Genomic DNA, 11,711 nt, shown 5'->3' on the forward strand with positions numbered 1-11,711 from the left:
ACGACCGCCCATCTGCCGCGGCCGCGCTTCGAGCGGACGCCACGGCACCCGCCGGGCTTTCGCCGCGCGGGGAGGTGAGGACGGCCTACCCCCTCCAGCGGCGGGGGCCGATCTTCCCGTCGCGGACCGACAGGGACGGATAGGGCGAGGCGGCGTCGTCAGCGATCAGGGCCGCGATCCGCTCCTGGGGCACCGCGAGCTCGCCGGCGACCGTCTCCGGGAGGATCGGATACCGAGCGCCGACCAGCTCATGGAAGGCGTCAGCGAGCGGGCACGTCATCACCGCCAGACCGAGGAGGGAGCCGGTGTCGTCGCGCGCGACGCTCACCCGGGGCGCGAAGTCCCCGCCGAGGTCCGCGACGATCACATCGTCGGTGACCGCGATGAACCGCTCCGGGTCGCGCTCTGCGGCAAGGCCCCGCCGGGTGAGGTAGGTCTCCTCGTCGATCGGCAGGCGGGCGGTGCTGAAGGTGATCTGGCCGACCTCCATCATGAACGAGCCGTCGGGCTGCCAGGGCCCTCGCAGCGGCTCCTCGACGCCGGCGGGGGCGAGCACCACCCCGACGGGGAAGGCGCGCGCGGGGGAGCGCAGCCGCCACACCCACCACGAGGCGCCGGCCGTGACCGGGTAGGCGCGCTCCAGCGGGCTCCAGCCATCCGCGTCGTTGGAGTTCATGGCGTAGCAAGAGTCCCCGACACCGAGGACTGGCCCCGGCATCGTGAAGTCCTCGACGAGCTCGGGCACTCCGTAGAGCGCGTGCCAAGTCCTGGTGTGGTCGATCATGGACCCAACATAGGACCCCGGGCCGCTCCCGCCGCTGCGGCCGTGGGGCGGGGCCGGCCGGCTGGCGGCGCGACCCGCCCGCCTCGGGCTAGAAGTTCTGGATCTCCATGCTCGACGCGCCGGCCATCCGGCGGAGGCGCGCGACGCGCTCCTCCATCGGCGGGTGGGTCGAGAACAGCCTGCCGATGCCGCCTCCGCCCCCGCCACGGGCGTTCGCCGCCAGCGGGTTCACGATGAACAGCGGGGCTGCCGACGGGTTGACCCGCATCGGGATCGCCGCCGCGCCGCGGTGCAGCGTCTCCAGGGCGTCGGCGAGCGGGTTCGGGTCGCCGATCAGCTCGGCGCCGGTCGCGTCCGCCACGAACTCGCGCTGACGGGACACGGCGAGCTGGATGATGACCGCGGCGATCGGCGCGAGGATGATCGTCGCGAGCGTGCCGATCAGGCCGAGCGGGTTGTCGTCGTCGCCACCGAAGAACAGGGAGAACTGCAGGAAGTTCGCGATCGCGGAGATCGCGCCCGCCACCATCGCCGCGATGCTCGCGATGAGGATGTCCCGGTTCTTGATGTGCGCCATCTCGTGGGCGAGGACGCCCTCGAGCTCACGCTGACTCAGGGCCCGCTGGATGCCGGCCGTCACGGCGATCGACGCGTGCGACGGGTTCCGGCCGGTCGCGAAGGCGTTCGGCTGCTCGGCGGGCGTCACGTAGACGCCGGGCTTCGGCACGCCGGCGCGCTCGGCGAGCTGCGCGATCATGCGGTGCAGCTCCGGCTCCTCGGCCTCGCTGACCTCCACCGCACGGCTCATCTTCAGCGCCATCTTGCCGCTGAACCAGTACATGACGAAGTTGAAGACGATCGCGATGGCGGCGAACACCACGAGGCCGCCGGCCCCGCCGATCAGGAAGCCGATCGCCAGCAGCAGACCCGTGAGGGCCGCAAGCAGCAGGAAGGTCTTGACGATGTTGGAGGTGACACCCATCTCTCTTTGCATGCCTCGACACTAGGTCGGTGCCTCTCGCCTCCGCGCGCTTTCCTGATGACGTCGGACCCCGCCGCGTGAGACCATCGTCCGGCCCGGTGGCGGGCTCTATGTCCATCCTTCCAGGGCAGGGAACCGATGGCGGCTTTCGAGCTGGTCAGCGACGATGGACACCGTCTCCTCTTCGACCTGTCCGATGAAGGCGTCATCGTCAATCTCGCGTGCGACCGCCCGCTGAAGCCGGGAGAGCTCGTCTCCTTCCGCGGCCCGGTGCCCGATCACCTCGAGCCGACTGGACTGCCCGCCCATATCGTCGCCCTGGCGGAGAGGCGAGGCCGGCGCGTCTGCGCCTACACCTCCGACGGCGTCGTCTGCTGGTGCAACGGCGAAGGCGGGATGACCTGCGAGGCCCGTCGCTGAACGACCGGGGGTGGAGGGCCCGCCGGATGTCTCTCGGCCTAGGTCCGCTCGACGAGGATCGATGACCAGCTGGATGCACGCACGCAGCTGTTCGGGCGTCCGAACCTGCGGGCTTCCGCGGGGTCGGTCGGACCAAGCTCGATTAGCTCCGCGATCACCTGTTCGATCGGCGCGTTGATCGCCGTGATGGGCGCCGATAGCGACATGCCGACAGCGCCGTAGCGGTTGCCCCGGATGAGGGCGCGGAGAGCCTCGGGAACCGCCGGCCAGAGCATTCCGACGCAGACGTCCTCACCTTCGGCGCGCAGGCGCTCGGCCATAGCCATGCAGGCGCGGCGTGAGCTCGGATGGAACGGGAGGGAGCGGACGGTCACACGGGCGAGGCCCGGCCGGATGGAGAGCTTCGAGAAGGTCGCGAGATCCCGCTCGAGATCCTCGCTCAGCGCCGCTTCGATATCGGCGGTGGGGGTCAGGGGAGCGGTCGCAAGAGGATCCATGACGTGAACGTAGACCCGGCGGCCGCGGATGCATGCCCGTTCGCGCATGAAGGCTGAACACCGCTCCGCCGGCCCCTCAGCGGGCGTTCACGGCCTCCCGGGCCAACTGACGCCGGACGGCGCGTCGGGTCAGGCGAACATAGTCGGCGGCGCTGATCGCCCCGGCCATGTAGAGGTCGATCGGTGAGCGACCGCGCCAGAGAGCGACCCGCGCCAACGGCCTGATCACGAGCCCGCCCCGGCCGTCTCGGGTGCCGGGATGACCGAGCGGACGAAGAGCAGCTCCGTCTCACGGATCAGGCGCTCGACATCGGGGACGAGGCCCTCCTCGCGGATCGTGATCCTGAGGTCGAAGCCACTCCGGTCCTGCACCGAAACCTGCGCGGAGACGATCCCCGCATCCTGGAGACGCGCGACCAGCTCGCGGGCGAAGTCGGAGTTTCCAAGGCCATCCACGTAGCCGCGCCAATCGGTCGTGGCGATCCAGATGTCGTCGCCGACCTTCCAGAAGCGACGAGCCCGGCTGTAGGCCATCTGCGTCGCCTGTCCGGTGAGGCAGGCCTCGAGGTGCTCGGCGCCTGCGTAGAAGTGGGCCGGGTCGAAGTGGCAGGTACCGTTGATCTCGACGCCTTGCGCCGCCAGGGCCTGCTGGGTCGCACCGGTGGCCGGAACGCCACGCGGATGGCGCGGCCGGAGGCTCGAGATCGGGGCGTCGCTCTCATGGGCGACGGCACTCAGCACCAGCATCCGCCGAAGCTGCTCGGCCGTGTTGTCGAACCCGGGCGCCAGGGACGCGGTCATCAGATCTCCGACGGTCTCCACTTCGGTGAGACCGAGGGCGCGCTCTGCCATAGCGCGCTCACGTCGGCTCAGTGAGATCTCGCTCATCGGTCGGGTCACTCGTCGCCCCTCATCGCTCGCTGTCTGCGTCTCACATTCCTCACGATACGACGAGCTCCAGACTCCGCCGCTCCCGGTGCCCGGCTCAGAGAACCGAACCTTCGGGGCGCCCTTCGGCTCAGTAGATCGGCGGTGCCTCGGGCTCGCTCAGGACGACGGGGGCCGACCCGGGACCGAGGGGTTCGAGGTAGTCGGTCATCCAGGCGAGGGTGCTGTCGCGGACCCGCGCGGCCCGGGGGCCGGGGGCGAGGTGGCTGCTCGTGATGACGAGGCTCGAGCCGCGGATCATCAGCGGCGAGGGCCCGAGGTGGCGGGTCTCCTCGGTGAAGCCGGCGGCGGCCTCGGTGAAGCGCGTCGCGCTGGCCTCATCGCGGAAGACCCGCATCAAGAGGTGCGGGTGGTCTCCGCGCTCATCGGCCTGCCAGACGGCGACGAGATCCGCGGCCTCGGCGAGCGGATAGATGCTCAGGTAGCCCGCGTTCGCCTCACGGAAGCCCCAGCCGTAGCCGAAGGCGCACAGGGCGGCGCTGAGGGCATCGACGGGTGCGCGGCGAGCGCGCCGGTTGCAGCGACGCAGCTGCCGCGCGCGCCGCAGCCTGCCTCGGAGGCTGACGGCATCCGCCGCCCGCTCGCGCTCAGGGCCGGAGGAGAAGGCCGCGGTGATCCGCAGGGACCGGTTGATCGAGCCGGCGGGGTACTGCGCGCAGAGGGCCGTCACCAGGCGCGACCTCTCTCGAAGCCCGACCTCGTGGAACGGCGCCCCGAAGGTCGAGGTCAGGAGAAGGCGCTGCTCGTACACCCGTGGGTCGCTCATAAGTCCCGGGTACCGATGCCGACTGACCTCTTCTCACTCCACTGCCCCATCTTCCATGCCCCTCGCCGAGATGTCCGTCGCAACCGCTGGCACGATCACGATACGACGGCCCTGACGGGGCGACGGACATGTAAGGAGACAGGCCTCAGGACGTCGAAGTGGGTTCTGGGCGTCGCCGACGATCGGCGATACTGAAGAATGCTTCACGTCGAGCGAGCCTCGAAACGCCAGCCGCGGGTCCAGGAGCAAGCCTTGCGGACTGCACAGGTCCTGACGCCGGGTTCGAGACCTGCGCGTAGGAGCCCGGCTGTCGCAGTAGAGCCGGGGGGCGACGTGCCACAACGGCGCGTCGCCCCCCTTGAGCATCTTCCCTCTAGGTGAACTGGAAGATGGCGAACCCTCCCGTCTGGCCACCGGCGAGGTTGAGCCGCATCACGCGGCACTGGCCGGCGTAGCTGTTGGGGGTCTTCCAGTTGAACTTCCAGGCCCCGTTGCCCAGGTACTGGAGGCCCCCGTTGGCGATCTCCGTCTCGACCGCGTCAGCCGGATCGGCGGCGCCGCACTGGGTGACTCCGCTGGTGATGCTGACGAACGAGGCCGGGTCGCTGACGGGCTGCCCGTTCTCGTCCTGGAGGGTCCACTGCAGCGGGATCGCCCGGCCCGCCTTCGCCGTGTTGATGGTCGGCGGGAGCGACACGTTGGCGGCCGAGAACAGGCTGGAGATCGCGAACCCGGTCGCCGTGACCGTGTAGCTGCAGGTTGCGACGGCGGTGTTGCCCGCGAGGTCCTCGGCATTCAGCTGGACGGTGAAGGTCCCCGGGGCTGAGGTGTCGGGCGTCGCGGTGGCACTCGAGGAGAGCGCGCCGCTCAGCCCGTCCGTGACCGTTCCGACGAGGACCGTCTCCTGGTCGACGGCGTACTCGGGCGTCGCCGGGCAGACGATCTGAGGCGGCGTCAGGTCGATGCTGACGGCGGCCTCGACCGAGGCGGTGTTGCCGGCCGCATCCTCGGCGGTTCCGGTGACGGTCTGCTCCGCCCCCTCATCGCTGAGCGTCGTCGACGGCGAGCAGAAGACGAGCTGGGTCTCGTCATCACAGGAGAAGCCGACGGTCACGGGGGTGTTGTTCCAGCCCGCGGCGTTCGGCGACGGGTCGATCTCGGCGCTGATGGTGGGCGGCTCGAGGTCCTCGGGCACAGTGGCGAGGCCTGCCCCGCTGACCGTGACCAGGTGCGCCGGCGAGACGCTCGACCCGGAGTCGGTGATGGTGAGCAGGATGTCCCGCACCCCGTCGCCGGTCACGTCCGGAACGCCGTAGGCGCTCAGACCGAGGAACGCGTAGTTGAAGCTCCCCCGGATCAGGAACGCCCGCCCGTCCAGAGAGTCGTCGTAGAGGTCGTATCCGGCGCCGAAGTCGGCGTTGGTGACGACCAGGTAGGAACCCGGCTGCGGCCCGGTGCTCCAGTCGGGGCTGGCGAAGCCGACGTCGCCACGCCCGTCACCGTTCACGTCGCCGAGCCGGTGTGGCCGTGAGAGCGACCCGTAGTCACCGGAGATCGTCCAGCCGCGGCTGCCGATCTGGGCGATGTTCACGGTGGCGTTCGAGGATGAGCCGAGGACGACGGCGCCTGTGGAGCAGGACAGGCACGTGAAGGCGATGTCGTCGCGCCCGTCGCCGTTCAGGTCCCCGATGCCGGTGACCGACCGGGGGTCGTCGCCGCCGAGCCGGCCCGGACCGTCGATGCGCATGCCGGCAGCGCCCAAGGTGGCGGTGTCGATCGTGGTCGCGGTGGCCTTGCCGTAGATGACGTAGATCGAGCCGAGGTTCGCGCCCCGGGCCCGTGGTGCGGAGACGGCGATGTCGTCACGCCCGTCGCCGTTCACGTCGCCGGCGGCAGCCAGCGCGAAGCCGAACTCGGCGCTCTGGCGGGAGCCATCCATCCGGTAGCCGCCGGAGCCGAGGGCGTCCAGGTCGATGAGTGCCGGCCAGCCCGTGCTGCTGCCGAAGACCACCCATGCGGATCCGCTCAGGTTGCCCTTCGGCTCCGAGCTGAGGTTCGAGAAGGCGAGGTCGGTGACCCCGTCGCCGTTTGCGTCGCCGACCCGGGCCGCCTGCAGGTAGATGGGGTTGTTCGGGTTGGTGTGGCGGATGCGGACGCCATCGGCCGTGCTGAAGGACGCGAGGTCGAGGTCGCCGTTGTCGCGGCCGTAGACGATGAAGGACTCCGCGGTCGCGGTCACCGACGTCGTCGGGACGAACAGGTCATCGCGACCATCACCGTTCAGGTCGCCGAGGTTGGCGATGAATCGCTCCTGGGCGCTGCGGGTCGGATCGGAGTCGGTGATCGTGAGACCCTGGCCCTCGCCGATCAGGTCCTCGGCGGCCTCACCGTCAACGGGACCGAAGACGACCAGGATGCTCGCGACGTTGTTGTTGTTCTTGTCGACGACGTAGTCGCGCTGGCCGTCGCCGTTGAAGTCGCCGATGGCGCTGGCTCCGTTGCCGACGTTCCCCGGTCCGTTCTCCGGGGCCGCCCATGACAGGACGGGGGTGGCCGGCGTCTGGGCGAGATCGATGGTCTCTATCCCGAGCGCAGGCGACGCACCCGCCAGGCAGGTGGCAGCAACGAGCAGGGTGCGCAAGAGCGAGGGTGGACTCACGGGCGTCTCACAGTCTCGGGGAAGGGCGGATGAACCTAGCAGCGGGGGGTGACGTCACAGGACTCCTGGGAGGCTCACCCCCGTGGCATGCGTCGGGGCCGCTCCCCACCATCGATAGATCGCCAGACATCTCGGGACCCGGTCGGCCCTGCGATCGGCGCCGGGCCTCCAGAGGCGGCAGGTCCGAGTGTGGCCTGCCGACGCGCGGTGAACGCCGACGGCGTTCTAGACTCACGGAATGCCTGACCAGTTCGATGAGGCGTTGGAGCGTGCGAAGCAGGCGGTCGATGAGATGGAGGCCGCGGAGCAGGAGGAGGCCGCCCGCCAGGCGAGGCTCGCAGCTGAGGCGGACGCCCAACGAGCGCGGGCACTTGCGCGTCTTCCTGCCCTGGAGCGAGCAGTCCAGGAGCTGCTCAGGACAGACCCGCCGCCGGACCAGGAGACCGTCGAGCGAGAAGGCAGCCGGTCTACGGGGGAGGACTTCAAGAGCGGCCACCCAACGACAGGGCCCCCTAGAGGCGACATGGCCAGGCTGTATCGCCCGGGACGCGAGGGAGGCATCTTCAAGGGTCGTCCGCCCAGGTTCGTCGGGTGGCGGGTCTTGTCCACCGGGATGACCATCGCGGCCGACGGCAGTATCGATTTGCTGCCGTCCCTCCTGGCTGGGGAGGGCCTGAGGATCTCTCGGCCCGACGACTACCCTCTGGTGTACTCACCTGAGGCGGTGATCGGTCGCGCGATCGAAGCGATCGCCGTCTACCTGACTCACCTCGCTCGAGAGTGACCGCCCCGACGAGAAGAGAGGCCTGATGATGTGGGGCAGGCAAGGGTCTCCCGACCAGAGCCGTCCCCCGACGCGCGGCACCTCGCGCCGGTCGTATCTTCAACATCTGCCGCCCATCCCGGTGAGCCCCCACAGAGCGCCAGAGAACTGACACGGCTCCACAGGGGCGGGCTAGGGTTGGGCGGTAATGGGACGAGGCAAGGCGACACACGGATCGGGAGCGCCCATGAGGGACGTGCGCACGCCGGCACCCCTGTGGGAGTCCTCGACCGAGGATGAGCGCGTCGAGTACCTGAGCCATGCGCTCGCCTACGAGGCGAGCGTCCTCAAGGCCCACGTGGAGGGCTTCGGGCGCGTCCCGAAGGGGGTCGCCGACGCCATCAACGGGGCGATCGACCGTCTGCGTCGCGCCGCACTCGGGGAGGCGGAGGCCGTTTACCTGCACGGAGTCATATCGAGCCGGGCCTCGTCATCACTGAACCTGGTCCTCGAGGAGGATCCGGACGTCGCCCCGCTCGTGCGGTTCACCGACCGCGAGAATGCGCTGCGCCTCGCGCTCGCCGCGGAGGCCGGCGAGCTCGCACAGGCGCTCGACTACGCGGGGTTCCCCGCGAGCCGGCGGCGCTTCGCCGAGGCCCAGCTGGTGCGGATGCGCGAGGCCGCCGCCGGCCACTACGAGCGCCCCTACGCCGGGACGAACTCCCGCAGTTTCCGCGGCGCCCTCACCGACCTGCGCCGCGACTCCGCCTGAGCCTGCGGGAGGGTCTGGCCTGACCGTGATCGCACTGGCGCCTCGTGGGGAACGATCAGGAAACCGCCCCGCGACAAGCGCCTCGTCGTGCGCTCATCCTGCGCGCCGTCCGGTGACGGTGAAGCTTTTGTCGCGTCCGCCAGCACCCTTCACGTCCACCTGGAGTGTTTCGCCAAGCCTCGCCTGGACGACGACGACACCGTTAGGAGCGCGGAGCGGGGTGCCGTCCACGAGGGACTGCCGGATACCGGAGAGATCCCGATAGGCGGCGATGCTCCCACCACCCGGGGCGTCGTACTGGATCAGCTGACCACGTGCAGCTGCTCGCGCCTGCGGATCGCAGCCAAGTGCGGTTGACCTGTTGGGCCCGGCCGGCGTGATCCCGAGGCAGACGAACCCGGTCTCGGCGTCCACGCCGGTAAACGCGACGGCGCGTGTCGACGCGCCGCCGTAGCGAAGGCTTTCCCGGTCGAGTGCCCCGCCTTCGATCTCGACTGTTCCTGTGGGAGTCGCCAGTGTGACCGCGATCTCCGTCGCGACAGCCGGCCGGACCTCGGTCGCGGCCCCGGAAGGCGTTGCGCCCTGGTGGTCTGACGGCATGAGCAGGCCGGCGCTTACGCCTGACACCGCGGCGCATACTCCTACCGCAATCACTCGCCGCCGCGTCACGAATCCCATCGCGAATCCCCTTCGATCGAAGTGCAGTCGGAGACGCCCGAGACAGCATAATCTGCCTTAGCCTAATCCGGATTGGGCTCTGGTCGGGTCGCTGCTCCTGGCGGGCGGGCTACGGCCTCTGAATCAGGACGGTCGCTCGCCCTTCCATCGCAGGACCTGCTGCGCGATGCACTCGAGCTGGCTATCAGTGACCTCACTCATGTACTGGGCACTCAGCGGGGTGTCGATCGACCTCGGCGGGCTATCGACATCGCCGGTCTCGGCCCGGTAGACGTGCCCTTCGGTTGTCACAAGGATCCACACCTTGCGCTTAGGCGTGTAGCTCTCACGGTCGAAGCGTGACCCGACGGTGAACCACCAGCCCTGAGCTTTCTTGGCCTTCGGTCGGCCCGTCGTGAAGCCAAAGATCCTGAGGCGCTCCTTCCAGGACCCGGCGTGCTCGCTCAGCGCCGCAGCGAGGTCCGGGCCGGCGCGTGCGTCAGGACGCAGGCCGGGGAGTGACGTCGCGAGCAGATCGGCCAGGGCGCGGGACTGCTCCTCCTCCCTTCTTCGGGCCGCCTCCCGCGCCGCGTCCTCGGACTGGCGCACGGCCGTGGCGCGGGCCTCGGCAATGTGCTCCGCGCACACGAAGACGCCTTCGGCGTTGTGGGTCCCATGGATGCCGCAACGCTCCAGTCCGCATGTCTGGCATTTCCCGATGGCGAACATCCCGCAGAGGCACATCGATCCTCCCGAGACCGGCGCCGCCTGGTACAGGTGCCCACATGGTCCGTGGACCGGCATCGGGACACCGGAGAGGTTTCCGTGTAGCCCGGCTGGGGCCGCGCCGACGATGACCGGCGACAGGCACTCGAAGTAGCCCGCCTCGAGCATCCGGATCTGCGTACCACCACACTTAGGGCACGGCACCGCCATAGCGGGATACTACGGGTCCACCTGTGCTGGCGCCGGCGGCCGCCCGGCCCGCTCTGTCAATGAGGTAGCCAGCTCCAGGACCCCGCCACTTCTGCAGCCCGCGCGGTGGTCAAGTCTGCTCTGCCGCATGGCCTGGCGGGGCTGCTCCGCCTCGCTCGCGTTGGGCCGGGCTGACCGCGACGACCTGACGTCAGATAGTCAGCAACGATCGCGCGACCACAGCATCCGAGGATCTCAGGGAACCGCGACGCGACGGCCATCGCTCCGAACGTACGTCAGAACGCCCTGCGGCTTATTGCTGTCCGGACGGGGAAGCACCGCCACGTTATCGACCACCGGCGCTCGACCGTTCGCGCTGGCGACCTCCTCGTAACCATCGGGAACGAGGTAGAAGTCGAACCCGCTTCCTCCACTCCCGTCCTTGGAGGGCTCGCTTACCACGAGAGTGCCGAAGCTCTTGCCGTCGGCGACGTTGGAGCGCGGCCCGCACAACACCGAGATCACGGCGCTACTCCTCGCTGGCACCAGACACACCTCGCCCTCGTCATCGGCGGCAGCGAGGTAGAGCGTGTACCCCTCGTGCTCGGCTGCCTCCACTGCCCGGCCGGCGTTCACGCCGAGACCCGCGCGGCCGATGGCGTCCGCTGCGCGACCCGGCAGAGGCCTTGGAGCCGCATCCAGACGCAGGAAGGCCGACACCTGAGTGGTGCCCAGACCCGCGGGCGCCTCCTCGTTCCCCTGGTTGGCAGCGACCGCGAGGCCAGTGCCGACGGCGACTAACACCACGACGATCAGCACGCGGCTCTGGACCCGAACTGCTCGCAAAGCTCGACCCTTCAGCGTGGACGGCGGACGACCACCGTGCCACTCCCAGCCACCCAGGGAAAGAGCTCTTGAGCAATTCCCAGCCGATACACAGGCTCCTCGGCGGCACTCATAGTCCGCGCCGCCCGCCCCAGGCGAATCAGCCCAGAAGCGGGCCTGGCAGGCCCCCGGCCTCCGACTGCGCTGAGCGAAGGGCTATCCGTTCACCGGCACCTCTACCCTTCCGGGCGCCGCCGGGAGAGGGCCTGGACCCTCTCGATCAGTCGATCCAGCTCATCGTCATCAGTGGGAAGTCGACTCCGGAAGCCCTCAGCGGAGTCGGAGAACCGCCCGCGGGCCGGTGGCTCGATACCCCTGTCCGCACTTCGGGGATTGGGCCGAGACGATGAGGGATCAGGGAACACGGCCGAGCCTTCCTCAAAGGGCTGGAGTGGAAACAAGCCCTAACACTGGCCTCTCATAACGGGGGCCGGATTCGAACCGACGACCTCCAGGTAATGAGCCTGGCGAGCTACCAAACTGCTCTACCCCGTGGGGGTATCAGTGACCATACACCGGCCGTCAATAGGCGCATGTCTCCTCATCTCCGGCTCCGTGTGAGCGCCGCCGCGATCCTTCCTGACAGACACCGAGGCGATGGCATCCGCGGCCGCTGACATCGCCGCTTGCGGCACTGATAGGAGGGCGTTTGGGCGAGAGAGT

12 protein-coding genes and 1 tRNA gene are annotated in these 11,711 nt (G+C 69.4%); 3 read left to right on the forward strand and 10 right to left on the reverse strand.

The genetic code is table 11. The annotated features are described in order from the left end of the window. Positions 1 to 85: 85 nt before the first annotated feature. Both IU369_RS22595 and IU369_RS22600 read right to left on the reverse strand, forming a co-directional pair. A complete protein-coding gene (locus tag IU369_RS22595; protein WP_217924694.1) occupies positions 86 to 784 on the reverse strand; it encodes a hypothetical protein in 699 nt (232 codons plus the stop codon). 88 nt (positions 785 to 872) lie between these two features. Then, positions 873 to 1,778, reverse strand: coding sequence for a zinc metalloprotease HtpX (locus IU369_RS22600; RefSeq protein WP_246551637.1), 906 nt, complete (start codon positions 1,776 to 1,778; stop codon positions 873 to 875). A gap of 126 nt (positions 1,779 to 1,904) precedes the next feature. On the opposite strand from IU369_RS22600, the gene IU369_RS22605 reads away from it, so the two are divergent. Then, on the forward strand, positions 1,905 to 2,186 hold the full coding sequence (locus tag IU369_RS22605; RefSeq protein ID WP_217924695.1) for a hypothetical protein: 282 nt from the start codon (positions 1,905 to 1,907) through the stop codon (positions 2,184 to 2,186). Between the two features lie 38 nt (positions 2,187 to 2,224). On the opposite strand, the gene IU369_RS22610 is transcribed toward IU369_RS22605, so the two are convergent. The 4 genes from IU369_RS22610 to IU369_RS22625 all read right to left on the reverse strand — a co-directional run bounded on the left by IU369_RS22610 (position 2,225) and on the right by IU369_RS22625 (position 7,056). After that, the gene (locus IU369_RS22610; protein ID WP_217924696.1) at positions 2,225 to 2,683 is read right to left on the reverse strand and encodes a hypothetical protein; all 459 of its coding nucleotides are present in this window, start codon (positions 2,681 to 2,683) and stop codon (positions 2,225 to 2,227) included. A gap of 225 nt (positions 2,684 to 2,908) precedes the next feature. Continuing rightward, positions 2,909 to 3,571 carry a hypothetical protein gene (locus IU369_RS22615; RefSeq protein ID WP_217924697.1) on the reverse strand — a complete coding sequence of 221 codons (663 nt, stop codon included), beginning with the start codon at positions 3,569 to 3,571 and terminating at the stop codon, positions 2,909 to 2,911. Positions 3,572 to 3,701: 130 nt separating this feature from the next. Continuing rightward, positions 3,702 to 4,397 carry a hypothetical protein gene (locus tag IU369_RS22620; RefSeq protein WP_217924698.1) on the reverse strand — a complete coding sequence of 232 codons (696 nt, stop codon included), beginning with the start codon at positions 4,395 to 4,397 and terminating at the stop codon, positions 3,702 to 3,704. Between the two features lie 373 nt (positions 4,398 to 4,770). Continuing rightward, a complete protein-coding gene (locus IU369_RS22625) occupies positions 4,771 to 7,056 on the reverse strand; it encodes a PxKF domain-containing protein (RefSeq protein WP_217924699.1) in 2,286 nt (761 codons plus the stop codon). 238 nt (positions 7,057 to 7,294) lie between these two features. On the opposite strand from IU369_RS22625, the gene IU369_RS22630 reads away from it, so the two are divergent. Both IU369_RS22630 and IU369_RS22635 read left to right on the forward strand, forming a co-directional pair. Further along, positions 7,295 to 7,840: a hypothetical protein gene (locus IU369_RS22630; protein ID WP_217924700.1), complete on the forward strand. Its 546-nt coding sequence runs from the start codon at positions 7,295 to 7,297 to the stop codon at positions 7,838 to 7,840. Positions 7,841 to 8,066: 226 nt separating this feature from the next. After that, the gene (locus IU369_RS22635) at positions 8,067 to 8,591 is read left to right on the forward strand and encodes a hypothetical protein (RefSeq protein ID WP_217924701.1); all 525 of its coding nucleotides are present in this window, start codon (positions 8,067 to 8,069) and stop codon (positions 8,589 to 8,591) included. A gap of 93 nt (positions 8,592 to 8,684) precedes the next feature. Here the strand turns inward: IU369_RS22635 and IU369_RS22640 are convergent, their stop codons facing one another. The 4 genes from IU369_RS22640 to IU369_RS22655 all read right to left on the reverse strand — a co-directional run bounded on the left by IU369_RS22640 (position 8,685) and on the right by IU369_RS22655 (position 11,543). Continuing rightward, the gene (locus IU369_RS22640) at positions 8,685 to 9,269 is read right to left on the reverse strand and encodes a hypothetical protein (RefSeq protein WP_217924702.1); all 585 of its coding nucleotides are present in this window, start codon (positions 9,267 to 9,269) and stop codon (positions 8,685 to 8,687) included. A gap of 123 nt (positions 9,270 to 9,392) precedes the next feature. Further along, positions 9,393 to 10,142: a hypothetical protein gene (locus IU369_RS22645; RefSeq protein ID WP_217924703.1), complete on the reverse strand. Its 750-nt coding sequence runs from the start codon at positions 10,140 to 10,142 to the stop codon at positions 9,393 to 9,395. Between the two features lie 276 nt (positions 10,143 to 10,418). Next, entirely contained in the window at positions 10,419 to 10,982 is a 564-nt protein-coding gene (locus IU369_RS22650; RefSeq protein ID WP_217924704.1) for a hypothetical protein, read from the reverse strand. 487 nt (positions 10,983 to 11,469) lie between these two features. After that, a tRNA-Met gene (locus IU369_RS22655) sits at positions 11,470 to 11,543 on the reverse strand. Between the last annotated feature and the right edge of the window lie 168 nt (positions 11,544 to 11,711).

The sequence above is a fragment of the Miltoncostaea oceani genome (assembly GCF_018141545.1).
Lineage (GTDB): Bacteria > Actinomycetota > Thermoleophilia > Miltoncostaeales > Miltoncostaeaceae > Miltoncostaea > Miltoncostaea oceani.

Excerpts from the sequence above, each read along its gene's own strand:
- IU369_RS22605 (WP_217924695.1), top strand. The coding sequence starts at position 1,905 with ATGGCGGCTTTCGAGCTGGTCAGCGACGATGGACACCGTCTCCTCTTC.
- IU369_RS22645 (WP_217924703.1), bottom strand. The coding sequence starts at position 10,142 with ATGCTCGAGGCGGGCTACTTCGAGTGCCTGTCGCCGGTCATCGTCGGC.
- IU369_RS22635 (WP_217924701.1), top strand. The coding sequence starts at position 8,067 with ATGAGGGACGTGCGCACGCCGGCACCCCTGTGGGAGTCCTCGACCGAG.
- IU369_RS22610 (WP_217924696.1), bottom strand. The coding sequence starts at position 2,683 with ATGGATCCTCTTGCGACCGCTCCCCTGACCCCCACCGCCGATATCGAA.
- IU369_RS22620 (WP_217924698.1), bottom strand. The coding sequence starts at position 4,397 with ATGAGCGACCCACGGGTGTACGAGCAGCGCCTTCTCCTGACCTCGACC.
- IU369_RS22595 (WP_217924694.1), bottom strand. The coding sequence starts at position 784 with ATGATCGACCACACCAGGACTTGGCACGCGCTCTACGGAGTGCCCGAG.
- IU369_RS22640 (WP_217924702.1), bottom strand. The coding sequence starts at position 9,269 with ATGGGATTCGTGACGCGGCGGCGAGTGATTGCGGTAGGAGTATGCGCC.
- IU369_RS22615 (WP_217924697.1), bottom strand. The coding sequence starts at position 3,571 with ATGAGCGAGATCTCACTGAGCCGACGTGAGCGCGCTATGGCAGAGCGC.
- IU369_RS22630 (WP_217924700.1), top strand. The coding sequence starts at position 7,295 with ATGCCTGACCAGTTCGATGAGGCGTTGGAGCGTGCGAAGCAGGCGGTC.
- IU369_RS22600 (WP_246551637.1), bottom strand. The coding sequence starts at position 1,778 with ATGCAAAGAGAGATGGGTGTCACCTCCAACATCGTCAAGACCTTCCTG.